Annotated in this window: 28 protein-coding genes and 1 other annotated feature; of the genes, 17 read left to right on the plus strand and 11 right to left on the minus strand. The window is 55.5% G+C overall.

The window, feature by feature from the left end; all coding sequences use genetic code 11:
• Positions 1-9 precede the first annotated feature (9 nt).
• Both kduD and hxpB read right to left on the minus strand, forming a co-directional pair.
• Positions 10-771: a 2-dehydro-3-deoxy-D-gluconate 5-dehydrogenase KduD gene (gene kduD / locus VPX56_RS09445; protein WP_263609304.1), complete on the minus strand. Its 762-nt coding sequence runs from the start codon at positions 769-771 to the stop codon at positions 10-12.
• A gap of 129 nt (positions 772-900) precedes the next feature.
• A complete protein-coding gene (gene hxpB / locus VPX56_RS09450) occupies positions 901-1,572 on the minus strand; it encodes a hexitol phosphatase HxpB (protein WP_131634387.1) in 672 nt (223 codons plus the stop codon).
• Between the two features lie 148 nt (positions 1,573-1,720).
• Between hxpB and VPX56_RS09455 the strand changes: the two genes are divergently transcribed.
• Positions 1,721-2,257, plus strand: coding sequence for a YniB family protein (locus VPX56_RS09455; protein ID WP_131634388.1), 537 nt, complete (start codon positions 1,721-1,723; stop codon positions 2,255-2,257).
• 36 nt (positions 2,258-2,293) lie between these two features.
• Here VPX56_RS09455 and VPX56_RS09460 read toward each other — a convergent pair whose 3' ends face one another.
• The 3 genes from VPX56_RS09460 to pfkB all read right to left on the minus strand — a co-directional run bounded on the left by VPX56_RS09460 (position 2,294) and on the right by pfkB (position 4,586).
• Positions 2,294-3,154, minus strand: coding sequence for a fructosamine kinase family protein (locus tag VPX56_RS09460; protein WP_131634389.1), 861 nt, complete (start codon positions 3,152-3,154; stop codon positions 2,294-2,296).
• Positions 3,155-3,259: 105 nt separating this feature from the next.
• The gene (gene ghoS / locus VPX56_RS09465) at positions 3,260-3,550 is read right to left on the minus strand and encodes a type V toxin-antitoxin system endoribonuclease antitoxin GhoS (RefSeq protein ID WP_326471332.1); all 291 of its coding nucleotides are present in this window, start codon (positions 3,548-3,550) and stop codon (positions 3,260-3,262) included.
• A 103-nt stretch (positions 3,551-3,653) separates the two neighbouring features.
• On the minus strand, positions 3,654-4,586 hold the full coding sequence (gene pfkB, locus VPX56_RS09470; RefSeq protein WP_326472004.1) for a 6-phosphofructokinase II: 933 nt from the start codon (positions 4,584-4,586) through the stop codon (positions 3,654-3,656).
• A 295-nt stretch (positions 4,587-4,881) separates the two neighbouring features.
• Between pfkB and VPX56_RS09475 the strand changes: the two genes are divergently transcribed.
• Together VPX56_RS09475 and VPX56_RS09480 are read left to right on the plus strand one after the other, a co-directional pair.
• Entirely contained in the window at positions 4,882-5,640 is a 759-nt protein-coding gene (locus tag VPX56_RS09475) for a DUF481 domain-containing protein (protein ID WP_263609306.1), read from the plus strand.
• Positions 5,641-5,905: 265 nt separating this feature from the next.
• Entirely contained in the window at positions 5,906-6,139 is a 234-nt protein-coding gene (locus VPX56_RS09480; protein WP_263609497.1) for a YdgH/BhsA/McbA family protein, read from the plus strand.
• A gap of 162 nt (positions 6,140-6,301) precedes the next feature.
• Here VPX56_RS09480 and yniD read toward each other — a convergent pair whose 3' ends face one another.
• Both yniD and yncL read right to left on the minus strand, forming a co-directional pair.
• Positions 6,302-6,409: a small membrane protein YniD gene (yniD, locus tag VPX56_RS09485; RefSeq protein ID WP_008500658.1), complete on the minus strand. Its 108-nt coding sequence runs from the start codon at positions 6,407-6,409 to the stop codon at positions 6,302-6,304.
• A gap of 96 nt (positions 6,410-6,505) precedes the next feature.
• Positions 6,506-6,598: a stress response membrane protein YncL gene (gene yncL / locus VPX56_RS09490; RefSeq protein ID WP_155962773.1), complete on the minus strand. Its 93-nt coding sequence runs from the start codon at positions 6,596-6,598 to the stop codon at positions 6,506-6,508.
• A 323-nt stretch (positions 6,599-6,921) separates the two neighbouring features.
• Here yncL and thrS point away from each other — a divergent pair, with 323 nt between their 5' ends.
• The 14 genes from thrS (at position 6,922) to selO (ending at position 19,570) form a co-directional block, all read left to right on the plus strand.
• Positions 6,922-8,850 carry a threonine--tRNA ligase gene (thrS, locus tag VPX56_RS09495; RefSeq protein WP_326471336.1) on the plus strand — a complete coding sequence of 643 codons (1,929 nt, stop codon included), beginning with the start codon at positions 6,922-6,924 and terminating at the stop codon, positions 8,848-8,850.
• Positions 8,851-8,853: 3 nt separating this feature from the next.
• The gene (gene infC / locus VPX56_RS09500) at positions 8,854-9,396 is read left to right on the plus strand and encodes a translation initiation factor IF-3 (protein ID WP_014069901.1); all 543 of its coding nucleotides are present in this window, start codon (positions 8,854-8,856) and stop codon (positions 9,394-9,396) included.
• Between the two features lie 97 nt (positions 9,397-9,493).
• Entirely contained in the window at positions 9,494-9,691 is a 198-nt protein-coding gene (gene rpmI, locus VPX56_RS09505; RefSeq protein ID WP_003030583.1) for a 50S ribosomal protein L35, read from the plus strand.
• Positions 9,692-9,742: 51 nt separating this feature from the next.
• Positions 9,743-10,099 (plus strand): 50S ribosomal protein L20, encoded by a 357-nt coding sequence (gene rplT / locus VPX56_RS09510; protein ID WP_000124850.1) that lies wholly within the window; start codon positions 9,743-9,745, stop codon positions 10,097-10,099.
• A 117-nt stretch (positions 10,100-10,216) separates the two neighbouring features.
• Positions 10,217-10,341, plus strand: a sequence feature (Phe leader region).
• Positions 10,222-10,266 carry a pheST operon leader peptide PheM gene (pheM, locus tag VPX56_RS09515; RefSeq protein WP_165500720.1) on the plus strand — a complete coding sequence of 15 codons (45 nt, stop codon included), beginning with the start codon at positions 10,222-10,224 and terminating at the stop codon, positions 10,264-10,266. It overlaps the preceding feature by 45 nt.
• Positions 10,342-10,403: 62 nt before the next feature.
• Positions 10,404-11,387 (plus strand): phenylalanine--tRNA ligase subunit alpha, encoded by a 984-nt coding sequence (gene pheS, locus VPX56_RS09520; RefSeq protein WP_263609307.1) that lies wholly within the window; start codon positions 10,404-10,406, stop codon positions 11,385-11,387.
• Positions 11,388-11,402: 15 nt separating this feature from the next.
• On the plus strand, positions 11,403-13,790 hold the full coding sequence (gene pheT / locus VPX56_RS09525; RefSeq protein ID WP_326471339.1) for a phenylalanine--tRNA ligase subunit beta: 2,388 nt from the start codon (positions 11,403-11,405) through the stop codon (positions 13,788-13,790).
• Between the two features lie 4 nt (positions 13,791-13,794).
• The gene (gene ihfA / locus VPX56_RS09530) at positions 13,795-14,094 is read left to right on the plus strand and encodes an integration host factor subunit alpha (RefSeq protein ID WP_003857805.1); all 300 of its coding nucleotides are present in this window, start codon (positions 13,795-13,797) and stop codon (positions 14,092-14,094) included.
• A gap of 104 nt (positions 14,095-14,198) precedes the next feature.
• Positions 14,199-15,179 carry a vitamin B12 ABC transporter permease BtuC gene (gene btuC, locus VPX56_RS09535; protein WP_326471341.1) on the plus strand — a complete coding sequence of 327 codons (981 nt, stop codon included), beginning with the start codon at positions 14,199-14,201 and terminating at the stop codon, positions 15,177-15,179.
• 33 nt (positions 15,180-15,212) lie between these two features.
• A complete protein-coding gene (locus VPX56_RS09540; protein ID WP_131634396.1) occupies positions 15,213-15,764 on the plus strand; it encodes a glutathione peroxidase in 552 nt (183 codons plus the stop codon).
• Positions 15,764-16,519: a vitamin B12 ABC transporter ATP-binding protein BtuD gene (btuD, locus tag VPX56_RS09545; protein WP_326471343.1), complete on the plus strand. Its 756-nt coding sequence runs from the start codon at positions 15,764-15,766 to the stop codon at positions 16,517-16,519. Before VPX56_RS09540 ends, btuD begins: the two co-directional genes overlap by 1 nt.
• Positions 16,520-16,593: 74 nt before the next feature.
• A complete protein-coding gene (locus VPX56_RS09550) occupies positions 16,594-17,058 on the plus strand; it encodes a C40 family peptidase (RefSeq protein WP_131634398.1) in 465 nt (154 codons plus the stop codon).
• Between the two features lie 294 nt (positions 17,059-17,352).
• Positions 17,353-18,063, plus strand: a complete 711-nt coding sequence (locus tag VPX56_RS09555; RefSeq protein WP_326471345.1) for an EAL domain-containing protein — start codon at positions 17,353-17,355, stop codon at positions 18,061-18,063.
• 64 nt (positions 18,064-18,127) lie between these two features.
• Entirely contained in the window at positions 18,128-19,570 is a 1,443-nt protein-coding gene (selO, locus tag VPX56_RS09560) for a protein adenylyltransferase SelO (RefSeq protein ID WP_326471347.1), read from the plus strand.
• Here the strand turns inward: selO and VPX56_RS09565 are convergent.
• The 4 genes from VPX56_RS09565 to VPX56_RS09580 are packed head-to-tail and all read right to left on the minus strand — an operon-like array spanning position 19,567 to position 23,177.
• Entirely contained in the window at positions 19,567-20,346 is a 780-nt protein-coding gene (locus VPX56_RS09565; RefSeq protein WP_326471349.1) for a heme ABC transporter ATP-binding protein, read from the minus strand. The two genes, selO and VPX56_RS09565, sit on opposite strands and share 4 nt — an antisense overlap.
• Positions 20,339-21,331: a FecCD family ABC transporter permease gene (locus tag VPX56_RS09570; RefSeq protein ID WP_263609315.1), complete on the minus strand. Its 993-nt coding sequence runs from the start codon at positions 21,329-21,331 to the stop codon at positions 20,339-20,341. The genes VPX56_RS09565 and VPX56_RS09570 overlap by 8 nt, the downstream gene beginning before the upstream one ends.
• Positions 21,331-22,152, minus strand: a complete 822-nt coding sequence (locus tag VPX56_RS09575; protein ID WP_326471352.1) for a heme/hemin ABC transporter substrate-binding protein — start codon at positions 22,150-22,152, stop codon at positions 21,331-21,333. Before VPX56_RS09575 ends, VPX56_RS09570 begins: the two co-directional genes overlap by 1 nt.
• Complete coding sequence (locus VPX56_RS09580) at positions 22,149-23,177, minus strand: hemin-degrading factor (protein ID WP_326471354.1); 1,029 nt, start codon at positions 23,175-23,177, stop codon at positions 22,149-22,151. The genes VPX56_RS09575 and VPX56_RS09580 overlap by 4 nt, the downstream gene beginning before the upstream one ends.
• Positions 23,178-23,182: the final 5 nt, after the last annotated feature.

Consider the following 23,182-nt stretch of genomic DNA (forward strand, 5'->3'; position numbering starts at 1 on the left):
AGCGCGGCGCTAGCGCGCCAGCCAGCCGCCGTCTACGGCGAGCGTATGACCATTGACATAGTCCGACGCCTGAGAGGCCAAAAATACAATCGGACCCTGCAAATCTTCCGGCAGACCCCAGCGCCCGGCGGGAATACGGTCAAGGATCTCCTGGCTGCGCTGCTCGTCATCGCGCAGCTGCTGGGTATTATTTGTCGCCATGTAACCCGGCGCGATGGCATTGACGTTGATGCCGTGCGTCGCCCACTCGTTTGCCAGCAGGCGGGTGATGCCCAAAACGCCGCTTTTGGACGCCGTGTAAGAGGGCACGCGGATGCCGCCCTGAAAAGAGAGCATTGAGGCAATATTGATAATTTTGCCGCCCCGACCCTGACGAATAAACTGTTTCGCTACCGCCTGCGAAAGAAAAAAGACCGACTTGAGGTTCAGGTTAACGACGTCATCCCAGTCTTTTTCGCTGAACGTCAGAGCATCCTCCCGACGGATGGTTCCGGCGTTATTCACCAGAATATCAATACGGCCCATTTCGGCAACAGCGCTGTCCACGACGCTCTGAAGGCTATCCTGCAGACCGAGATCGGCGCGAATCGCCATAAATCGCCTTCCGAGCGCGGTGACGCGGCGCGCCGTTTCTTCAGGCACCTTGCGGTTTACGCCAACGATATCGCACCCGGCCTGTGCCAGCGCCACGGCCATTCCTTGCCCCAGTCCGGTATCACAGCCGGTAACGACGGCCACTTTTCCTGAAAGAGTGAAAGCATCCAGTATCATACGCGCCTCAGAAGTAGGGTTATTGTCATTCTGACGCTAAGGATAGGAGGCGAACTTCATAAAAGCAAATAAATTGAAATGATGTTTTATTTTTAAAGCCAGGCAGCGGGAGGCTGCCTGAGGGGAAGATTATTCGCCGCGAAGATGCTCTGCCGTCAGGGCAGACAGTGACGTCAGCTTCACGTCCGCCAGCGCGAAACGGGGATCGTCACGACCCTCTTCGGCAGGGACAACAATGGAGCGCATGCGTGCGGCCTTAGAGGCCACCATGCCGTTAACGGAATCTTCCAGCGCCACGCAGGTGAGCGGATCGAGACCCAGCCTGGCCGCGCAGTCCATATAAACCTGCGGGTGCGGCTTGCTGTACGGCAGCTTTTCCGCCGAGGCCAGCGCGTCGAAGCTCTCGCGCAGATCGAACATGGTCAGCACTTTTTCCAGCATATGCAGCGGTGAGGCGGAGGCGAGCCCGACTTTTAAGCCTTGCGCTTTACACAGGGCGATAGCCTCGCGTACGCCGGGCAGCAGCGGCTTGTTCTCTTCAACCAGTGAAATGGCGCGGTTGATAATACGCGCGGTCACTTCATCGCGGTCCGGGCCGACCCAGGGCTGGTGGGCATACCACAGCTCTACGACCATATCGATACGCAGGCCAAGCGTATCCGGAAGCTCATTACGGCGGCTGATATCCACGCCCAGGCTGGCCATGACGTCCAGTTCGGCGCGATCCCATAGCGGTTCGGAATCGATCAGCAATCCATCCATGTCAAAAATAGCGGCAAGTATCTGGCGCGGTGTCGACATCACAACGTCTCCTTATCTAAGGTGTACGACAGACGATAAGTGCTAAGCACTGACTGCAATTTAGCATATTGTCTTCAAAGATCGGGCGAAAATCATGAGCAGCAGGTAGACTTAGGCACAAATAACGCGTCTATTCGAAGGGGAACTGATGACGTATCAACAAGCTGGACGCATTGCAGTCTTGAAACGTATTGCCGGTTGGGTGATTTTTATTCCAGCCATCATTTCTACGCTGATTTCTGTGCTCAAATTTATGTACGATCACAGCGAAAAGCAGCCGGGTATCAATGCGGTAATGCTTGATTTTGCACATGTCATGATCGAGATGATGCGTTTTAACACACCCTTCCTGAATTTTTTCTGGTTCAACTCACCCACGCCGGACTTCCATCAGCAGATGAATATTGGCTTTTGGGTGATTTATGCGCTGATCTTTATTGCGATGGCGCTGCAGGCGTCCGGGGCGCGCATGAGCCGCCAGACGCGCTTCCTGCGCGAGGGGGTTGAGGATCAGCTGATTCTTGAGAAGGCCAAAGGGGCGGAAGGGTTGACCCGGGAGCAGATTGAATCCCGCATTGTGGTTCCTCGCCATACCATTTTCCTGCAGATATTCCCGCTGTATATCCTGCCGATTATCATCATTGTCGCCGGATATTTCTTCTTTTCACTGCTGGGTTTTCTGTGATGAGAAACGGGTGACAAGCCGCCACCCGTTTCGCCGTTACGCCGCAAGAATGCGATCGAGCGCGCGTTGAGCCTGGACCAGATGATTGCCGCCAAACAGGATGGCCCGGTTAATCAGCGTGTAGAGCTGATACAACGGCTGGCGTTCAAGGAAATCCGCCGGCAGGGGTGAGACCGACTGATAGCCGTCGTAAATCTGCGGCAGCTGTTCAGGGTGCAGGGGCAGCATCGCAAGATCGCATTCTCTGTCGCCCCAGTAACAGGCCGGGTCAAAGATGTAAGGGCCGTTTGGCCCCAGCGCGCAGTTGTCGGACCATAGGTCGCCGTGCAGCAGCGAAGGCTGAGGCTGATGCGAGCTTAGACGCCGCTGAACATGTTCAACAATCGCATCGATATTGCCAAACTGCAGGCCTTTCTCGGCAGCCAGCTCCAGCTGCCAGCCAATACGTTGTTCAGAGAAAAACGTCGACCAGCGGCGCTGCCAGGTATTGGGCTGCGGAGTAGTCGACAGATCGTTATCGAAATCTAAACCAAACTGTGGCTGATCGCTCCACTGGTGCAAATGCGCGAGCTGCTGCCCGAGAATAAACGCGTTATGGGCATCCAGAGGACGGGCGGGTAGGTATTCCATGACCAGAAAGCTGTAGTCCCGATCGGTACCCACTGCCCAAACCTCGGGCACGGTGACCGTTTTGCTGCGTGACAGCAATTCCAGCTGGTCGGCTTCGGCGGTGAAGATGGGTAGTAATTCCCGTTCATCGCATTTAACGAAAAGATCGCGACCAGCGTAGCGTAAATGCCACGCGGCGTGGATTTCTCCGCCTGGCAGTTCGTTACGCAGTTCAATTTCACCTTCGCCCAGCTGCTCACTTAAAAGATGACTGATAGCCTGCCACATGATATCTCTCCCATGTTGTCTGCCAGATCATAAAGTTAGCGCATAATTGCGGTAAAAAAATACGAACTAACGCACACCTGAGCGGTTTTAATTCATGCAGGGCACTTATTGTTCTTTTTTCTGCCAGCTTTCCCAGGTGTCTATATCGATTTCACTACGCTTGTCGGTCACGCCTTCAACCAGGCTGGCTGCAAGAGCGCGAACTTCTTCTTTACTGATGGCGCTAATCAGGCCAAAGGTCATGGTTCCCAGATCGTGGATATGGCCGTCATCGTCAGTGAGCGTGAGCAGGAAATTTGCCCGGGTAAAGGCGTTATTCAGCTCATTGAGCTCGGTCAACGACGCTTCATGAATGCTGACGGTTACGACGTAGCGGGTGAGGTCACCACTGCTCATAATTCACCTCGTTGTTATCATGAAAGTTTTCTTAGCATAGTCGATAGTTTGCGTTTGGCGACCATGAAGGGTAATTCCCCTTCCTTGAGAAGGGGAGAGGGCATTAGCTGCGGGAGAGATAATCGACAATTTTACGCGTGTCTGCGAGTGAACACAGTCGAGTTCCCTGATTGATGGTTGCCGCGCTGCCTGCCGCTACGCCGTAGCGCGCCATTTCAAGCAGCGACGCGCCCTGCGCCAGCTTAAGCGCCATTGCGCCAACCATACTGTCACCTGCACCCACGGTACTTTGGCTTTTCATCGGTGGGGGAACCACCTGAACCGAATCGGTGGCATCCACCGCCAGCGCCCCCTGCGGACCAAGAGAGACCACCACGCGATGCGCCTTGCCGCTGCGCACCAGCTCCTGGGCGGCGGTACGCACGTCATCAGGCTGGGTGAGTTCCCGGTTGACTAACGCGCTCAGCTCTTTCTGGTTAGGTTTTACCAGCTCAAGATTGCCCGGTGCCAGGGCGGCATGGAGCGCTTCGCCGGAGCTGTCGATAATGCAGCGGATGCCGCGCTGCTGCACTGCCCGTATCAGCGCGGTCAATTTTTCCGTGCTTACGCCGGGCGGCAGGCTGCCGCTTATCACAAGAATTGCACCGCTTTCGATTGTCAGGACTTTCTCTTCCAGCTGGCGAAATTCATCGTCGCTCAGTTTTGCCCCGGGCATGACAAAGCGGTACTGCTCGCCGCTGGACCCTACGTGGACGTGCAGGTTTTGTCGCGTCCAGTCCTGGGCATCGACCGTCTGCACCGCGACCTGCTCGTCAATCAGAAGAGACACCAGGTGCTCACCGGTTGCGCCGCCTGCCGGGAAGATGGCCGTCGCTTTGCCACCCAGGTGGGTAATGGCTCGCGCTACGTTGATACCCCCGCCGCCGGGTTCAAACACCGGGGCGCTGCACCGCAGTTTACCTTCCGGGTAAATCTGGGGCGTCTGGGTCGCGGAATCGAGTGAAGGAGAGAGCGTTAGGGTATAGATAGGAACCATCATTACCTCCTTTTAGCATGGGTTGCTTTAAGTCTGGCACCGATTGGCAGGAAGGCAATGTAAATAACAGTATGATTTTAAATATGAATACTGACAAAGAATCGATGTGCTTCATATAAAATAAAAGTCGTTTTGGGATCGTTCTTATTCAAAAAATGAAATAAGAAATCATTGCTATGTTATTAGCGCCTTTTTATAATTTGTTACCTTTCTCTGGACGCCTTGTCATTGATCCTCAAGAAAGTTTCCGAGACCGTGATGGTCTCTTTTTTTGTTGTATGGACTCCTTAATAAAATGAAGCTTTTGAAGACAGTTCCTGCTGCACTGATGCTGGCGGGTGGTGTGTTTGCGTCACTGAACGCAACCGCCGATGATTCCGTTTTTACTGTCATGGACGATCCAAGCGCCGCGCAAAAACCGTTTGAAGGTAACCTTAACGCAGGCTACCTGGCACAATCCGGTAATACGAAAAGCTCTTCCCTGACCGCAGACACCACGCTGACCTGGTACGGAAACACTACCGCCTGGTCACTGTGGGGGAATGCCAGCAACACCTCCGCTAACGACGAACGTTCTTCAGAGAAATATGCAGTAGGCGGACGTAGCCGTTACAACATGACGGATTATGACTACCTGTTTGGTCAGGCCAGCTGGCTTACCGATCGTTACAACGGCTATCGTGAGCGCGATGTCTTCACCGCCGGTTACGGTCGTCAATTCCTGAACGGACCTGTTCACAGCTTCCGTTTTGAATTCGGTCCGGGCGTTCGTTATGACGAGTTCACCAACGGCGACACTAAAACGCAGGCGCTCGGCTATGCCTCCGGTACTTACGCCTGGCAGATGACCGATAACACCAAATTCACGCAGGGCGTTTCCGTGTTTGGCGCCGACGATACAACGCTTAACTCCGAAACGGCGCTTAACGTGGCTATCAATGAACACTTTGGTTTGAAAGTGGCGTATAACGTGACCTGGAACTCCTCACCGCCAGAGACTGCGCCGGATCATACCGACCGCAGAACCACGATTTCCTTAGGGTATAAAATGTAATGCTGGCGGGCCGATAATAATATCGGCCCGTTTTTTATTTTCCGGAACTGTGCTATTTTTAAGTGAACACTGTTTTAAATTAAATGGTCCAATCCTATCTCCTTAATTTCTTCATAATTCCCCTTCGCGATACACAAATACGTTATTTCACACAAATTGATAAATAAACCGGCTGGGCAAAAATGTGATCTGGATCTACACTCTTAACACAGGCATAATTTCGCCTTAAGTCGTTCTGCATTAATTCAGTAAGAGAATAACGATGATGAAAACAATCAAAACAGCTGCAGCAGCAATGGTGCTTTCCGCACTTTCTTTTGGCGTTTTTGCTGCTGACGAAGCGACACAACCTGCCAGTAACACTACCGCTCAAACCGGCATTACCCACGCCTCAGACGTTGAGGCTGGATCAAATATTGCGCCGGGCTCGCAGTCAACCGGACAGTCAATGAATGATGCCTTCGATGTCCATAAGCTGGTGGCTGGGGAATGGTCCTGACAGGTTTATTATCGCGTTGTGATTGAGTCACTCAACCAACCGTCATAAAACCGGATTTTGATGTACCGGTTTTTTCGGTCGTAGGGATGCAAAGATATTTAACGTTTTTTAGCCCGTATATTATTTACAGGCAAAAGGTCATGGTTTAATACATCTCGCCGTTTAACCCCAAATCATTGCAGCCCACCGCAACAGCAGCATTGCGCCACAGATAGCAATCAGCACCAATACCATTTTCCAGTGTTTAACGGCAAATCGTTTTGTTGGCATAACCTAATCCTTGTCAGTTGATACAGACAGTTTATCAAAAAGGGCGATGTTATGCCCCTCTCAGAAAGATCGGGTTATGCCACAATGCGGTTCAGGTCAGAACCAGTGGAACCTTTCGGCAAGGATCAGCAATAAACCGGTGGCTGAAAATATGTTCAAGATCACGACCGTGCGGCTGGATACGTTCATGGTATGCACCTTTGGGTTTAAGGACCTGTTCAAGGGTAGCCCAGCATCGGATGAATGCGAGCACAGGGGAGTTGCGTCTCTGAAAATTCATACAAAAGTGCCAATACATCATTCTGGTCGCAGAGGGTGCATTCTCCCTTTTGTTAGTGTTAACATTGCAAGGCTTGCCGTAAATGCGCCTTTGTCTGATTTCGGTGGGTGAAGGATGACGAGCCAATTTGACGATTGTTGGTCAGATGGTGTCGTAATCTACTGTTTAATCACGATTATTTTCTTTGTATATGCTCTTATGTGTGGGGCATCACTGCAAATAAGGATATAAAATGCCTGTTATTACTCTTCCTGATGGCAGCCAGCGCCATTTCGACCACGCTGTAAGCCCAATGGATGTTGCCCTGGATATCGGTCCTGGACTCGCGAAAGCGACCATCGCTGGCCGTGTAAACGGCGAACTGGTTGATGCGTCCGATCTGATTGAAAGCGACGCAACGCTCGCGATCGTCACCGCGAAGGACGAAGACGGTCTTGAGATCATTCGTCACTCCTGTGCGCACCTGTTAGGTCATGCTATCAAGCAGCTGTGGCCAAACACCAAAATGGCGATCGGCCCGGTTATCGACAACGGTTTCTACTACGACGTCGATCTCGACCATACCCTGACCCAGGAAGATATCGACGCGCTCGAAAAACGTATGCACGAGCTCGCCGAAACCAACTATGACGTCATCAAGAAGAAAGTCAGCTGGCACGAAGCGCGTGAAACCTTCGTGAAGCGCGGCGAGAGCTATAAAGTCTCTATTCTTGACGAAAACATTTCCCATGATGACAAGCCAGGCTTGTACCATCATGAAGAATACGTCGACATGTGCCGTGGGCCGCACGTGCCGAACATGCGCTTCTGTCATCACTTCAAGCTGATGAAGATCGCGGGCGCCTACTGGCGTGGCGACAGCAACAACAAGATGTTGCAGCGTATCTATGGTACCGCATGGGCTGATAAGAAAGCCCTGAATGCTTACCTGCAGCGCCTGGAAGAGGCGGCGAAGCGTGACCACCGTAAAATCGGTAAACAGCTTGACCTGTACCACATGCAGGAAGAAGCGCCGGGTATGGTGTTCTGGCATAACGACGGCTGGACCATCTTCCGTGAACTGGAAACCTTCGTACGCTCCAAGCTGAAAGAGTACCAGTATCAGGAAGTGAAAGGCCCGTTCATGATGGACCGTGTGCTGTGGGAAAAAACCGGCCACTGGGACAACTACAAAGATGCGATGTTCACCACCTCGTCCGAGAACCGTGAATACTGCATCAAGCCAATGAACTGCCCGGGCCACGTTCAGATCTTCAACCAGGGTCTGAAATCCTACCGCGACCTGCCGCTGCGTATGGCGGAGTTCGGTAGCTGCCACCGTAACGAGCCATCAGGTGCGCTGCACGGTCTGATGCGCGTTCGTGGCTTTACTCAGGATGATGCGCATATCTTCTGTACTGAAGATCAGGTACGTGATGAAGTTAACGCCTGTATTCGTATGGTCTACGATATGTACAGCACCTTTGGCTTCGAGAAGATCGTTGTCAAACTCTCAACGCGTCCGGAAAAACGTATCGGTAGCGATGAGACCTGGGATCGCGCAGAAGCGGATCTCGCCGTGGCGCTGGAAGAGAACGGCATTCCGTTCGAATATCAGCTGGGCGAGGGCGCATTCTACGGTCCGAAAATTGAATTTACCCTGTATGACTGCCTCGATCGCGCATGGCAGTGCGGTACTGTACAGCTGGACTTCTCCCTGCCGCAGCGTTTAAGCGCCTCTTATGTTGGCGAAGACAACGAGCGTCAGGTACCGGTTATGATTCACCGTGCGATTCTCGGTTCTCTGGAGCGCTTCATCGGCATCCTGACCGAAGAGTTCGCTGGCTTCTTCCCAAGCTGGCTTGCGCCAGTGCAGGTCGTGGTGATGAACATTACCGATTCTCAGGCGGATTACGTTAAAGAATTGACGCAGAAACTACAAAATGCGGGCATTCGCGTAAAAGCAGACTTGAGAAATGAGAAGATTGGCTTTAAAATCCGCGAGCACACTTTACGTCGTGTCCCGTATATGTTGGTCTGTGGTGATAAAGAGGTGGAAGCAGGCAAAGTTGCCGTTCGCACCCGCCGTGGTAAAGACCTGGGGAGCCTGGACGTAAGTGAAGTGATTGAGAAGCTGCAACAAGAGATTCGCAGCCGCAGTCTTCAACAACTGGAGGAATAAGGTATTAAAGGCGGAAAACGAGTTCAAACGGCACGTCCGAATCGTATCAATGGCGAGATTCGCGCCCAGGAAGTTCGCTTAACAGATCTGGAAGGCGAACCACTGGGGATTGTGAGTCTGAGAGAAGCGATCGAAAAAGCTGAAGAAGCTGGAGTAGATTTAGTTGAAATCAGCCCTAACGCCGAACCGCCAGTTTGTCGTATCATGGACTACGGCAAGTTCCTTTATGAAAAGAGTAAGTCTTCTAAGGAACAGAAGAAGAAGCAAAAAGTTATCCAGGTTAAGGAAATCAAATTCCGTCCTGGTACCGACGATGGCGATTATCAGGTAAAACTCCGCAGCCTGATTCGCTTTCTGGAAGATGGCGATAAGGCCAAGATCACACTGCGTTTCCGCGGTCGTGAGATGGCCCACCAACAGATCGGTATGGAAGTGCTTAACCGCGTCCGTGACGATCTGAGTGAACTGGCAGTAGTCGAATCCTTCCCTACGAAGATCGAAGGCCGCCAGATGATCATGGTGCTCGCTCCTAAGAAGAAACAGTAAGGCCTTCAAGCAGCAAAATCTGTGGAGCCTTCGGGTTTCATAGGTTTTGTTCGCCTATGTTTCGTTTATTTAACAATGCGAAGTGGAAGTTATTAAGATGCCAAAAATTAAGACCGTACGCGGTGCTGCTAAGCGCTTCAAAAAAACCGGTGGTGGTGGATTTAAGCGTAAGCACGCAAACCTGCGTCATATTCTGACCAAAAAATCTACTAAGCGTAAACGTCACCTGCGTCCAAAAGGCCTCGTTTCTAAAGGCGATCTGGGTCTGGTTATCGCGTGCCTGCCGTACGCATAAGCCGTTAACGTTTAATTTTTTTACTAAGAATATAGATACAGGAGAGCACATATGGCTCGCGTAAAACGTGGTGTAATTGCACGTGCACGTCACAAGAAAATTTTGAAACAAGCTAAAGGCTACTACGGTGCGCGTTCACGCGTTTACCGCGTTGCCTTCCAGGCTGTTATCAAAGCAGGTCAGTATGCTTACCGTGACCGTCGTCAACGTAAGCGTCAGTTCCGTCAACTGTGGATTGCGCGTATCAACGCAGCAGCACGTCAGAACGGTATTTCTTACAGCAAATTCATCAACGGCCTGAAAAAAGCCTCTGTTGAAATCGACCGTAAGATCCTGGCTGACATCGCAGTATTCGACAAAGTAGCGTTCACCGCTCTGGTCGAAAAAGCGAAAGCAGCACTGGCATAAGCCAGTTGAAAGAGGGGGCTTTGCCTCCTCTTTTCATTTAACGCTATCATAAGATTGACATTTACCCGTCCAGGCTTTTCAATAAGGTCTTAACGGTTTTTACCACACAAGGTAACGCAAGCATGACTGCTGCTATTTTCCGCTTCTTCTTTTACTTTAGCACCTGAATTCAGGAGGCTAGCGCGTGAAAGATGAAACGAAAAACAGCGCCAATTAAGCCTCCCGATGGAGGCTTTTTTTGTGTCTAAATTCGAGAGAATAAGTCCACCAAATCGGTGTCTGCACCGACATAATGAGGAAAACCATGTCACATCTCGCAGAGCTGGTTGCCAGTGCAACGGCCGCCATTAACCAGGCCTCAGATGTTGCCGCGTTAGACAATGTCCGCGTCGAATATCTGGGCAAGAAAGGGCACCTGACCCTTCAAATGACTACCCTGCGTGAGCTGCCGCCAGAAGAACGCCCGGCAGCGGGCGCGGTAATTAACGAAGCCAAAGAGCAGGTACAGCAGGCGCTGAACGCGCGTAAGGCCGAGCTCGAAAGCGCGGTGCTGAATGCCCGTCTGGCACAGGAAACGATTGACGTTTCTCTGCCGGGTCGTCGTATTGAGAACGGCGGCCTGCACCCGGTTACCCGCACCATTGACCGCATCGAAAGTTTCTTCGGTGAGCTCGGCTTTACCGTGGCGACCGGCCCGGAAATCGAAGATGACTATCATAACTTCGATGCCCTGAACATTCCTGGCCATCACCCGGCACGCGCTGACCACGACACTTTCTGGTTCGACGCTACGCGTCTGCTGCGTACCCAGACCTCCGGCGTTCAGATCCGCACGATGAAGGATCAGGAACCGCCAATCCGCATTATCGCACCGGGCCGCGTGTATCGTAACGACTACGACCAGACGCACACCCCAATGTTCCACCAGATGGAAGGCCTGATTGTTGACAAAAACATCAGCTTTACCAACCTGAAGGGCACGCTGCACGACTTCCTGAACAACTTCTTTGAGGAAGATCTGCAGGTTCGTTTCCGTCCATCCTACTTCCCGTTCACCGAACCGTCTGCAGAAGTTGACGTGATGGGTAAAAACGGCAAATGGCTGGAAGTGCTGGGCTGCGGCATGGTGCATCCAAACGTGCTGCGCAACGTGGGTATCGATCCGGAAGTTTACTCCGGCTTTGCCTTCGGTATGGGCATGGAGCGTCTGACCATGCTGCGCTACGGCGTCACCGATTTACGCGCTTTCTTCGAAAACGATCTGCGTTTCCTCAAACAGTTTAAATAAGGGCAGGACAGAACAATGAAATTCAGTGAACTGTGGTTACGCGAATGGGTGAACACCACGCTGGACAGCGACGCGCTTTCCAACCAGATCACCATGGCGGGTCTGGAAGTTGATGGCGTTGAGCCGGTTTCCGGTGCTTTCACCGGCGTAGTTGTAGGCGAAGTGGTTGAGTGCGGTCAGCACCCGAACGCCGACAAACTGCGCGTAACAAAAGTGAACGTGGGCGGCGACCGCCTGCTGGACATCGTCTGCGGCGCGCCAAACTGCCGTCAGGGGCTGAAGGTAGCCGTGGCGACCGTCGGTGCAGTGCTGCCGGGCGATTTCAAAATTAAAGCGGCGAAGCTGCGCGGCGAGCCGTCTGAGGGCATGCTGTGCTCCTTCTCCGAGCTGGGTATTTCCGACGACCACAACGGCATCATTGAGCTGCCGCTGGATGCACCAATCGGGACCGATATTCGCGAATACCTGAAGCTTGATGACAACACCATCGAAATCAGCGTGACGCCAAACCGCGCCGACTGCCTGGGTATCATCGGCGTGGCGCGCGACGTGGCCGTGCTGAACCAGACCGAACTGAACGCGCCGGAGATTGCCCCGGTTGCCGCTACCATCAGCGACACGCTGCCAATCCAGGTGGACGCCGCTGACGCTTGCCCGCGCTACCTGGGCCGCGTGGTGAAAGGTATTAACGTTAAGGCGCCAACGCCGCTGTGGATGAAAGAGAAGCTGCGCCGCTGCGGTATCCGCTCTATCGATGCCGTGGTTGACGTGACCAACTACGTCCTTCTCGAGCTGGGCCAGCCAATGCACGCGTTCGATAAAGATCGTATCGACGGCGGCATCGTTGTGCGCATGGCGAAAGAGGGCGAAACCCTGGTTCTGCTGGACGGCAGCGAAGCGAAGCTGAACGCCGACACGCTGGTGATCGCCGACCACGGCAAAGCGTTGGCAATGGGCGGCATCTTCGGTGGCGAACACTCTGGCGTGAACGATGAAACGCAAAACGTCCTGCTGGAATGCGCGTTCTTCAGCCCGCTCTCCATCACCGGCCGCGCGCGTCGTCACGGCCTGCACACCGACGCATCCCACCGCTACGAGCGCGGCGTTGACCCGGCGCTGCAGTACAAGGCAATGGAGCGCGCAACGCGCCTGCTGATCGACATCTGCGGCGGCGAAGCCGGCCCGGTTATCGACGTGACCAACGAAGCCACGCTGCCTAAGCGCGCTACCATTACCCTGCGCCGCAGCAAGCTGGATCGCCTGATTGGTCATCACGTTGCCGATGCACAAGTGACAGACATTCTGCGCCGTCTGGGCTGCGAAGTGACCGAAGGCCAGGACGAGTGGAAGGCCGTTGCGCCATCCTGGCGTTTCGACATGGAGATCGAAGAAGATCTGGTGGAAGAAGTGGCACGCGTGTACGGCTACAACAACATTCCAGACGAGCCTGTGCAGGCAGGTCTGGTGATGGGCACCCACCGTGAAGCCGACCTGTCCCTTAAGCGCGTGAAAACCATGCTCAACGACAAAGGCTATCAGGAAGTGATCACCTATAGCTTCGTCGATCCTAAGCTGCAGCAGCTGATCCACCCGGGCCAGGAGGCGTTGATCCTGCCAAGCCCAATCTCCAGCGAAATGTCTGCGATGCGTCTGTCTCTGTGGACGGGCCTGCTGGGCACCATCGTCTACAACCAGAACCGTCAGCAGAACCGCGTGCGCATTTTCGAAAGCGGTTTGCGCTTTGTACCGGATACTCAGGCGAATTTAGGCATCCGTCAGGATCTCATGCTGGCCGGTGCTATCAGCGGCAACCGCTACGAAGAGCACTGGGATCTGGCAAAAGGCACGGTTGATTTCTACGATATGAAGGGCGATCTGGAAGCGATTCTGGATCTGACCGGTAAACTGTCTGAAATTGAATTCTGCGCTGAAGCTATTCCAGCCCTGCATCCGGGCCAGAGTGCGGCCATTTATTTAGACGGCAAACGCGTTGGTTTCATTGGTGTTGTACACCCGGAACTGGAGCGTAAGCTGGATCTGAATGGTCGTACCATTGTGTTCGAGCTGGAGTGGAATTCCGTTGCAGACCGCGTCATTCCTCAGGCGCAGGATGTATCGCGCTTCCCGGCGAACCGCCGCGATATCGCAGTTGTGGTCGCAGAAAACGTTCCCGCAGCAGATATTTTGGCCGAATGTAAGAAAGTTGGCGTAAATCAGGTAGTTGGCGTAAACTTATTTGACGTGTACCGCGGCAAGGGCGTAGCAGAAGGTTTCAAGAGCCTCGCTATTAGCCTTATCCTTCAGGATACCAGCCGTACACTCGAAGAAGAGGAGATTGCCGCTACCGTCGCCAAATGTGTAGAGGCATTAAAAGAGCGATTCCAGGCATCATTGAGGGATTGAACCTATGGCGCTTACAAAAGCTGAAATGTCAGAATATCTGTTTGATAAGCTTGGGCTTAGCAAACGGGATGCCAAAGAGCTGGTAGAGCTATTTTTCGAAGAGATCCGTCGTGCTCTGGAAAATGGTGAGCAGGTAAAACTCTCCGGCTTTGGCAATTTTGATTTGCGAGACAAAAACCAACGTCCGGGCCGTAACCCGAAGACGGGGGAAGATATTCCCATTACAGCCCGCCGCGTGGTGACCTTCAGACCCGGCCAGAAGTTAAAAAGCCGTGTCGAAAACGCAACGCCCAAAGCAGAGTAATACGAACTAACCAAAAAGGCCGCTAACGCGGCCTTTTTTCTTTGCGCTAATCGCCAAACCCACCGTAAAATCAATTACATCTCCCGATAATTAAAATCCTGTCCATGCTTGATTTCGCCCATCGCCAACGTCAGTCCGATAGTCGCCGCCTGCTTCTGCTGGTGCTGCTGCTCATTGTCGCCACGGCCCTCAGCCTGTGCGCAGGGGACAGATGGCTGGGGCCGGAAAGCTGGTTTGGCCCAGAAGGTCAGCTTTTCGTCTGGCAAATTCGTCTGCCGCGCACGCTGGCGGTGATCCTGGTCGGTGCCGCACTGGCGCTGTGCGGAACGATTATGCAGGCGCTGTTCGAAAACCCGCTGGCGGAGCCTGGGCTGCTGGGCGTATCGAACGGCGCTGGCGTGGGGTTAATCGCGGCGGTCATGCTGGGTGGCGGCGAGCTTTCTGCCTGGGGTATAAGCCTCAGCGCCATCGTCGGCGCGCTGCTGATAACCGTGATTTTACTCCGCTTCGCCAGACGACATCTATCGACCAGCCGGCTGTTGCTTGCCGGGGTCGCGCTGGGGATCATCTGTAGCGCGCTCATGACCTGGGCGGTGTATTTTTCCACGTCGTTCGATTTGCGCCAGCTCATGTACTGGATGATGGGCGGCTTTGGCGGCGTTGACTGGCGGCAGGGTTGGCTGATGCTGCTCCTGATACCCGTTATCCTGTGGGCGTCCTGCCAGTCACATCCGCTAAACATTCTCGCGCTCGGCGAAATGTCCGCCCGTCAGCTCGGTATGCCGATAGGCTTCTGGCGCAATCTGCTGGTGGTCGCCATCGGCTGGATGGTCGGCGTGAGCGTCGCGCTGGCGGGGGCAATTGGCTTTATCGGGCTGGTTATTCCCCATATGCTGCGCTTGTGCGGCATCACCGACCATCGATTCTTACTTCCTGCCTCGGCGGTTGCCGGGGCGGCAACGCTGCTGGTTGCCGATATCATCGCCAGGCTGGCCCTGACGGCGGCCGAATTGCCCATCGGTGTAGTAACCGCTACGCTGGGCGCACCGGTATTTATCTGGCTACTCTTAAAAGCTGGACGTTAACTCACTACCCGTAAGACAACCTGAGGGAATGCTATGCAGACCGATATTCTGAATACCGAAGTGACCACCATTGACGGCGAGAAGACCACGCTGGAAGGCTATAAGGGCAACGTGCTGCTCATCGTGAACGTGGCGTCGAAATGTGGCCTGACGCCGCAGTACGAGCAGCTGGAGAACATCCAGAAGGCGTGGGAAAAAGACGGTTTTACCGTGCTGGGCTTCCCGTGCAACCAGTTCCTGGGCCAGGAGCCGGGCAGTGACGAAGAGATCAAAACGTTCTGCAGCACCACCTACGGCGTGACGTTCCCGATGTTCAGCAAAATCGACGTTAATGGCGACGATCGCCATCCGCTGTATGCGAAACTCGTTGCCGCCGCGCCTACCGCCGTTGCGCCAGAAGGGAGCGGCTTCTACGAGCGCATGGCGAGCAAAGGACGTGCTCCGCTCTATCCGGACGATATTTTGTGGAACTTTGAAAAATTCCTGATTGGGCGTGACGGGCAGGTCGTCCAGCGTTTTTCGCCGGATATGACTCCTGAAGATCCAATCGTTATGGAGTCAATCAAGCTGGCGCTGGCGAAATAATGACCGTGCTGATGCAGCTCACGGACGTCGCCGAGAAGGGGCGTCTTGAGCCGGTAACGGGTGCGATTGGCCCCGGCGAAATAGTGCATCTTGTAGGGCCAAATGGTGCGGGGAAAAGTACGCTGCTTGCCCGCATGGCGGGGCTGACAGCCGGGCAGGGGGAGGTTGTTTTGTTGGATCACGCCCTTACCGACTGGTCACCCGTATCGCTGGCACACCGGCGCGGTTATTTGGTGCAACAGCAGGTGCCGCCTTTTGCGATGCCCGTCTGGCACTACCTGACGCTGCATCTTCACGATAAAAAAGACGCGGTGCTGCTTAAGGACGTGGCCGCCGCGTTGGGTCTGGAAGACAAGCTCTCCCGACCCGCCGGCCAGCTCTCCGGCGGTGAATGGCAGCGCGTGCGCCTGGCGGCGGTCATTCTTCAGATCCATCCGGCAGGCAATCCGCACGGGCGCCTGCTGCTTCTGGATGAACCGATGAGCGGTCTGGATGTCGCCCAGCAGGCGGCACTTGATGCCTTGTTAAGCTCGCTGGCGCATCGCGGGATTGCGGTGGTGATGAGCAGCCACGACCTGAATCATACGCTGCGCCATGCGCACGAGGTCTGGCTTCTGGCGCGCGGAAAGCTGATTGCCAGCGGCGCGCGCGACGATGTCCTCACGCCGCAAAATCTGGCCCGCGCCTACAAAATGTCCTTCCGCAGGCTGGATATTGAGGGGCATAAGATGCTGATCTCTACGCTAGTGGACTAAGCGTTTCTTGCCTGCGAGCACAATTGCACGCTAAATTACGAAAAGAACAATAAAAGCAGAGGATTCGTCTGAAAATGCGATTCTGGTTTCTCCTGGCGGCAACGCTATTTCTTGCGGGATGCAGTAGCCATCGTGCGCCGCCGCCTAACGCGCGGCTTTCGGATTCGATAACCGTCATTGCGAGCCTGAACGATCAGCTCAGCAACTGGCGCGGAACGCCGTATCGCTATGGCGGCATGAGCCGCGGCGGTGTGGATTGCTCCGGTTTTGTCCTCATGACGTTTCGCGATAAGTTTGATTTACAGCTTCCTCGCGAGACGCGCAGGCAGGCAGAAATTGGCACCGAGATCGACAAAGATGATTTACTGCCCGGTGACCTGGTCTTTTTCAAAACGGGCTCCGGCGAAAGCGGTCTCCACGTCGGCATTTATGATACGGATAACCAGTTTATACATGCCTCGACCAGCCGTGGGGTGATGCGATCTTCGCTGGATAATGTTTACTGGCGTAAAAATTTCTGGCAGGCCCGACGTATATAGTTCGCCTCTGAAAAATCTCTTGCGACGGCATGGTGACGAATAAACCATGCCGTTTTTTCGGAATAAAGATGATTAAAGTTAAATTTTTGGCGAATGAGTTATGTCTATATGTGTCTGATTTATCTAAAACTGGCTATTATTCAATAACCAGGATAAGATTAATTTAGATTCAGGGATAAATCTGAAAATTAATACGGAAAGAATGAAATTAATCTTATTAAAATCAATACAGTGGAATTGTGCCTGCAATTGCTCCAGGATGTTCTCTCTCATCTTTAAAGCGAGCCGAGTGCAATGATTATAACGCTAGATAATGCTTACCAGTCTGAACTTATGCTTCAGCCTGCACGTAATAGTGCTGGTGAGCTTAAAGGTTTGGAAGTTATAGCGAATTTTTCTGGCGTTGGCACGGCTGTAAGGATCCCCACTGAACTGGTTATCCCGCGAATGACACCGGCTGAAGAGCTGGCGCTGTTTAACGAAAAACTGCAATTGCTTGATTCCTGCAAACTGTTCTTTATTCAGCATCAGTTAATTGCGTGGATCAATATTTCACCTGTCATTGTTGAGTTTTTATTATCAGACGAGAAAGCTGTTTCATTACTCGACCGCTACCCGTTCCTTGAGTTTACTGTTAATGAGAACTATCCAGGTTTAAATAACGGAAAGGACGATTTGCAGCTGGCGAGAATGGCAATCCATTTCCCGCTGGTGCTGGCCAACTTTGGCGCGGGTGCTGCATCGTTGAAAGCGATTTATGACGGTTTATTTAAACGCGTCATACTTGATAGAGGCTTTATCCAGCAGCGGGCCGCTGAACTTTCTTTCGAACCCTTCATGCGGGCAATCCTGTGGCAAATAACGCCGCACTGCCAGTCGGTGATGGTTTCCGGAATCGATGACCACGGCATATTGCAGCACGTGCTGCCTTTTAACTTTGGCGCCATGCAGGGAACGCTCTGGCCGGTTGTCTCGGCCGAGCAGGTCACTACCCTGGTTCAGTGATAACCCTTGTCTTCGCCCGTGTTTAAGATCGGGTAAACCCTCTACACTAAAAGCAGGAGGACCTATGACCCTGTCTTTTACCGCTCACTGGCACGACGAGTTGCCTGGTTTTTACACTGCACTCAAGCCAACACCACTACAAAATTCCCGTCTCATCTGGCACAACGCACCGCTGGCGGACGAGCTGGCGATCCCTGACGCGTTGTTCCATCCTTCGGAGGGCGCGGGCGTCTGGGGAGGCGAAACCCTCCTTCCAGGCATGCAGCCTCTTGCGCAGGTCTACAGCGGACACCAGTTTGGCGTCTGGGCAGGGCAGTTGGGCGATGGCCGCGGTATCCTGCTCGGCGAGCAGCAGCTCCCCAACGGCGAAACGCGTGACTGGCATCTTAAAGGGGCTGGTCTGACGCCGTATTCACGCATGGGCGATGGTCGCGCGGTGCTCCGTTCAACGATCCGCGAATGCCTGGCGTCTGAAGCGATGCACGCCCTGGGGATCCCCACCACGCGCGCGCTGTCGATTGTGACCAGCGATACGCCGGTTGCCCGCGAAACGATGGAAACGGGCGCGATGCTGATACGCGTTGCGCAAAGCCATCTGCGCTTCGGGCATTTTGAGCACTTTTACTATCGCCGCGAGCCGGAGAGGGTGCGTCAGCTTGCTGACTATGCGATACGCCGCCACTGGCCGCACCTGCAGGATGAGGGCGATAGGTACATTCTCTGGTTCCGCGACGTTGTCGCCAGAACCGCCGCCACCATTGCCCGCTGGCAGACCGTCGGATTCGCCCACGGCGTCATGAACACCGACAACATGTCTATTCTGGGTCTGACCTTCGACTACGGCCCGTACGGCTTCCTGGACGATTACCAGCCGGGCTATATCTGTAACCATTCGGATTACCAGGGGCGATACAGCTTCGATAACCAGCCTGCCGTTGGCCTGTGGAACCTTCAGCGCCTTGCGCAAAGCCTGTCACCTTTTATTGACGTAGAGGGCCTTAACGACGCGCTCGACGGCTATCAGGAGGTCCTGCTGCGCGAGTATGGCGCGCTGATGCGTAATAAACTTGGGCTGCTGACCCAGGAGAAGGGCGATAATGAGCTGCTTAACGCGCTGTTCTCGCTGATGGCGCGGGAAGGCAGCGACTACACGCGCACCTTCCGGATGCTGAGCCTGGCCGAGCAGCACAGCGCCGCGTCGCCGCTGCGCGACGAGTTTATCGATCGACAGGGCTTTGACGAGTGGTTTGCGGCCTATCGCACGCGACTGCAGCACGAGCAGGTCGATGACGCCATTCGCCAGGCGAAAATGAAGGCGGCAAACCCCGCAATGGTATTACGCAACTGGCTGGCACAGCGTGCGATTGAGCAGGCTGAACGGGGCGAGTATGACGAACTGCACCGGCTGCACGCGGCATTACGCACGCCGTTTGCCGATCGGGACGATGACTATGTCAGCCGCCCGCCTGACTGGGGCAAGCGGCTGGAGGTGAGCTGTTCAAGCTAGGGGGCAAGAAAAACCTGCGGCGCAGCGTGTACCGGATGGCTGCCGACGTGCACCTGAGCGCCATACCAGCGCGCCAGCGCGTCGGCCTGCAGAACCTGCTCCGGCGTACCCTGGGATACCATCCTGCCGTCGTGCAAGAGCAAGATACGATCTGCCCACAGCGCCGCCAGGTTGAGGTCGTGGAGCACCGCGCAGACGTGCAGTTTTCCCTGCCCGGTCAGCGTTTTTAACAGCCGCAGCAGGTGCTGCTGGTGGTAAAGATCCAGCGCGGAGGTCGGTTCGTCCAAAAACAGCCACCCGCGAGGCGCACCCTCAAACCAGAGCTGCGCCAGCGCGCGGGCAAGCTGGACGCGCTGCTGTTCGCCACCGGAAAGCGCCGCAAAGGATCTGCCGGCCAGCGGCAGGCAGCCGGTGATGTGCATCACGTCCTTAATCACGGACGCTTCCGGGCTACGCGTCCAGGGGGCCCGTCCCATACCGATAACCGCCTCCACCGGCCAGTCAAACCCAAGCTGCGTGCTCTGGCGCATCACCGCGCGCGTGCGCGAGAGCGTTACCGGGTCCCATGCATCAAGGGGCATCTGCCCCAGGAGGCATCGTCCGCGAACGGGCTTGAGATAGCCGGTGAGCAGCCGCAGTAAGGTGGATTTTCCGGCACCGTTGGGACCAATCAGCGCCACCAGCTCACCCTGAGACAGCGACAGGGAGACGTCGCGGATAATGGCGCGCTGGCCCGCATGAAAAACGATATTTTCCGCACTATAGCCTTCAGCCATGCTGCCCTCCACGACGAAAGATAAGCCACAGGAACCACGGCGCGCCGAGAATGCTGGTCAGCAGGCCCACGGGCATTTCCGCAGGCGCAACCAGCGTACGCGCCACCGTATCGGCCACCAGCAGCAGGAAGGCACCGGCCAGAACGGAGCCGGGGATCGTGGCGCGATGATCGGCGCCCAGCCACATGCGCATCAGGTGCGGCACCACGAGGCCAACGAACCCGATAACGCCGCTGACGGCCACCGCAGCGGCGACCAGCAAAGCACTGCACAACAGCAAGATACGCTGCACGGCCCCCACGTTCACGCCGAGGTAGTGCGCCTCCTCCTCGCCCAGCTGCAGCAAATTCAGCGTGCTGGCAAGACGCCAGATAACCAGGACGGTTGGCACCATCAGCGAGGCGACGGCCAGCAGCGTAGACCACTGCGCCTGTCCGAGGCTCCCCATACCCCAGAGGGAAAGCTGACGCAGCTGGGCGTCGTTACTGACCCAGGAAAGCACGCCCACCGCCGCACCGCAGAGGGCGTTAATGGCTATCCCCACCAGCAGCAGGCGCGACAGCGAACCGTCACGCTGCTGGCTGAGCAGGAAAATGACCACGGTAGCCGCCAGCGCGCCGAGAAACGCCGCAAGCATGGGCGCGTAGAGCATGACCAGGGCAGGGAGAGAGAGCGGGATGACGACCCAGAAGGCAACGGCCAGCGCCGCACCGCTGCTGATCCCGAGCAGGCCCGGGTCGGCAAGCGGGTTGCGAAACAGCCCCTGCATCACGCACCCGGCCAGCGCCAGGGAACCGCCGATAACCAGCGCCAGCAGCACGCGGGGCAGGCGAATAGTCAACCAGATCTGGCGCAGCGCCTCATCGTCGTGGCGCCAGAGCAGGCTGACCGGCAGGCGCAGCGCGCCAAAACCGGTCGCTGTTAACGTCATCACGGTGAGCAGGGCGGCCAGCACCCACAGGGAAAGGGTGACGCGCCGGGTCATCAGGGCAGCAGCTCCGCTTTGGCGCGCAGCTGCTGGATGGCCTTCGGCGTTCGCACGCTAAAGCCCAGCAGCGCCATATCGTCAATCTCCAGCACCTGCCTGTTCCGCCCGGCCGGGGTTTGCGCCAGACCTGGCAGCTTCCAGAGATTATCCTCGCCACCCAGCGCCTTCACGCCGTCCTGCGAAATCACCACCAGGTTGGGCTGGCTGGCAATCACGCCTTCCTGCGAAAGCGGCTGATAGCGGGTAAAGCCCTGCATGGCGTTCTGTAGCCCTGCCGCACGGATAGCGGCATCCGCGCCGGTCTGCTGTCCGGCGGCCATCGCGGTCATCCCGCCGTGGTTAAGGATAAACAGCACCCGCTTGTTCAGCGTCGAAGCGGGCAGTGCGGCCAGCTCCTCACGCAGCGTTTTGCGCAGGCGTTCCCCCTGCGCCTGGCGGTGCGTTGCTTCGGCTATCGCCCGGACCTTCTCGTCAATCACGTTCAGGTCGTTACTGCCGGGTACGGTAACCACCCTGACATGGCTTTGCTCAACCTGCCTGAGCGCCAGAGAAGGCTGCGCCTGAGCGCTCGCCAGCACCAGCGTGGGGCGTACGGATAAAATGCCTTCCGCATTCAGCTGGCGCAAATACCCCACGTCGGGCAGCGCGTTCGCCGCCTGCGGCCACGTGCTGGTGCTGTCCCGTGCCACCAGAGAAGACTGCGCGCCGAGGGCGTAAACAATCTCCGTGACGTCACCGCCGAGGGCGACTATCTTCTCCTGCGCGGCGGCAAATGCCACCAGCGGCAGGGCGCTTAGCAGGGCAATCCATCTTTTCATGCGGCCAGCCCTTTTGCGGTGAGCGCGTCGATCTGGCTGCGCCACCGGGCCTGTTCCGGTTCACCTTCGGTACGTTGACCATACAGCTGGGCGATTTGCGTACCGTCGGCGGCAAACAGCTCCAGGCTGGTGACGTGACCGTCTGCGGTCGGCTTACGCGTCACCCAGCTTTCGGCGATAGTTTCTTCAAGCAGGTGCAGGGTGAAGTGTGTGTTGAAGATGTTCAGCCAGCCTTTCATCGGCACCAGTTTTTCCACCGCGCCGGTGAAGATCTGCACGCAGCCGCGGTTGCCCACGAAGACCATGATTTCGTTGCCGTCCCGGCGCGCCGTTTCCAGCAGCTGCCCCAGCGCGCCGTTCTCAACTTTGCAGGCGAGGTCGTCACCCACCAGACGGAACGCCTGCTGGCGGCTCAGGCTGTGGCGCTTCAACAGGCTAAAGAACTGATGCACGTCGGTCATGGCGCGCCACTCTTTATCCACGGTACCTGCATCGGCATGTTCGGCGTGAGCCGGCGCTTCTGCTGCCTGCAGTGCCAGCGGCGGGTTATCGGCAAAGATAAAGCGCGTCAGGACATCGCCCCAGGCGGACACGTCGGTATTGTCGGTCGTGTAAACTTTCAGGATCGCATCGCCCTGGCGGTCGAAGAACTGAATGCTCTGGCGCTCGCCGCGTGCGGTAGTTTCGCTGATGTGGAACACGCTCGCCCACTGGTTAAGGAACAGGCGCAGATCCAGCCCGCGCGGGTTCAGCACCAGCCCCGCGTGGCCGTTGAGGTGCTGATTGGCAAAGGTGCCTACCTGTTCGTGAACGGCGTATTCGTTCCGACAGATGCATTTGGTTTCACCTACGGCTTCCAGCGCGCTCAGGATGTCGCGAATTTCGCCGTGCAGACGCCACGCGTCGTGACCCACGCGCGCAAAGGTCAATTCCGCTTCGCTGATGTTCATTACGCCTGCTATGTCACGCGCGTACTTACCCGGGTTTTCTTCTTTTAGCTCAAGCCAGCGTGTGTAGTGATTCATTGTCC

Origin of the sequence: Enterobacter wuhouensis (genome assembly GCF_035835995.1) — a bacterium.
Classification (GTDB): Bacteria; Pseudomonadota; Gammaproteobacteria; order Enterobacterales; family Enterobacteriaceae; genus Enterobacter; species Enterobacter wuhouensis.

What these genes read in the sequence shown, in the direction of transcription:
- yncL (WP_155962773.1), bottom strand. Translation starts at nt 6,598, where the DNA reads ATGAACGTATCCAGCCGCACGGTCGTGATCTTGAACATATTTTCAGCC.
- btuD (WP_326471343.1), top strand. Translation starts at nt 15,764, where the DNA reads ATGACCGTGCTGATGCAGCTCACGGACGTCGCCGAGAAGGGGCGTCTT.
- VPX56_RS09480 (WP_263609497.1), top strand. Translation starts at nt 5,906, where the DNA reads ATGAAAACAATCAAAACAGCTGCAGCAGCAATGGTGCTTTCCGCACTT.
- VPX56_RS09575 (WP_326471352.1), bottom strand. Translation starts at nt 22,152, where the DNA reads ATGAAAAGATGGATTGCCCTGCTAAGCGCCCTGCCGCTGGTGGCATTT.
- VPX56_RS09475 (WP_263609306.1), top strand. Translation starts at nt 4,882, where the DNA reads ATGAAGCTTTTGAAGACAGTTCCTGCTGCACTGATGCTGGCGGGTGGT.
- VPX56_RS09455 (WP_131634388.1), top strand. Translation starts at nt 1,721, where the DNA reads ATGACGTATCAACAAGCTGGACGCATTGCAGTCTTGAAACGTATTGCC.
- VPX56_RS09540 (WP_131634396.1), top strand. Translation starts at nt 15,213, where the DNA reads ATGCAGACCGATATTCTGAATACCGAAGTGACCACCATTGACGGCGAG.
- kduD (WP_263609304.1), bottom strand. Translation starts at nt 771, where the DNA reads ATGATACTGGATGCTTTCACTCTTTCAGGAAAAGTGGCCGTCGTTACC.
- rplT (WP_000124850.1), top strand. Translation starts at nt 9,743, where the DNA reads ATGGCTCGCGTAAAACGTGGTGTAATTGCACGTGCACGTCACAAGAAA.
- VPX56_RS09570 (WP_263609315.1), bottom strand. Translation starts at nt 21,331, where the DNA reads ATGACCCGGCGCGTCACCCTTTCCCTGTGGGTGCTGGCCGCCCTGCTC.
- VPX56_RS09555 (WP_326471345.1), top strand. Translation starts at nt 17,353, where the DNA reads ATGATTATAACGCTAGATAATGCTTACCAGTCTGAACTTATGCTTCAG.
- rpmI (WP_003030583.1), top strand. Translation starts at nt 9,494, where the DNA reads ATGCCAAAAATTAAGACCGTACGCGGTGCTGCTAAGCGCTTCAAAAAA.
- pheT (WP_326471339.1), top strand. Translation starts at nt 11,403, where the DNA reads ATGAAATTCAGTGAACTGTGGTTACGCGAATGGGTGAACACCACGCTG.
- VPX56_RS09565 (WP_326471349.1), bottom strand. Translation starts at nt 20,346, where the DNA reads ATGGCTGAAGGCTATAGTGCGGAAAATATCGTTTTTCATGCGGGCCAG.
- VPX56_RS09580 (WP_326471354.1), bottom strand. Translation starts at nt 23,177, where the DNA reads ATGAATCACTACACACGCTGGCTTGAGCTAAAAGAAGAAAACCCGGGT.
- thrS (WP_326471336.1), top strand. Translation starts at nt 6,922, where the DNA reads ATGCCTGTTATTACTCTTCCTGATGGCAGCCAGCGCCATTTCGACCAC.
- VPX56_RS09550 (WP_131634398.1), top strand. Translation starts at nt 16,594, where the DNA reads ATGCGATTCTGGTTTCTCCTGGCGGCAACGCTATTTCTTGCGGGATGC.
- ihfA (WP_003857805.1), top strand. Translation starts at nt 13,795, where the DNA reads ATGGCGCTTACAAAAGCTGAAATGTCAGAATATCTGTTTGATAAGCTT.
- btuC (WP_326471341.1), top strand. Translation starts at nt 14,199, where the DNA reads ATGCTTGATTTCGCCCATCGCCAACGTCAGTCCGATAGTCGCCGCCTG.
- yniD (WP_008500658.1), bottom strand. Translation starts at nt 6,409, where the DNA reads ATGCCAACAAAACGATTTGCCGTTAAACACTGGAAAATGGTATTGGTG.
- VPX56_RS09460 (WP_131634389.1), bottom strand. Translation starts at nt 3,154, where the DNA reads ATGTGGCAGGCTATCAGTCATCTTTTAAGTGAGCAGCTGGGCGAAGGT.
- selO (WP_326471347.1), top strand. Translation starts at nt 18,128, where the DNA reads ATGACCCTGTCTTTTACCGCTCACTGGCACGACGAGTTGCCTGGTTTT.
- hxpB (WP_131634387.1), bottom strand. Translation starts at nt 1,572, where the DNA reads ATGTCGACACCGCGCCAGATACTTGCCGCTATTTTTGACATGGATGGA.
- pfkB (WP_326472004.1), bottom strand. Translation starts at nt 4,586, where the DNA reads ATGGTTCCTATCTATACCCTAACGCTCTCTCCTTCACTCGATTCCGCG.
- pheS (WP_263609307.1), top strand. Translation starts at nt 10,404, where the DNA reads ATGTCACATCTCGCAGAGCTGGTTGCCAGTGCAACGGCCGCCATTAAC.
- ghoS (WP_326471332.1), bottom strand. Translation starts at nt 3,550, where the DNA reads ATGAGCAGTGGTGACCTCACCCGCTACGTCGTAACCGTCAGCATTCAT.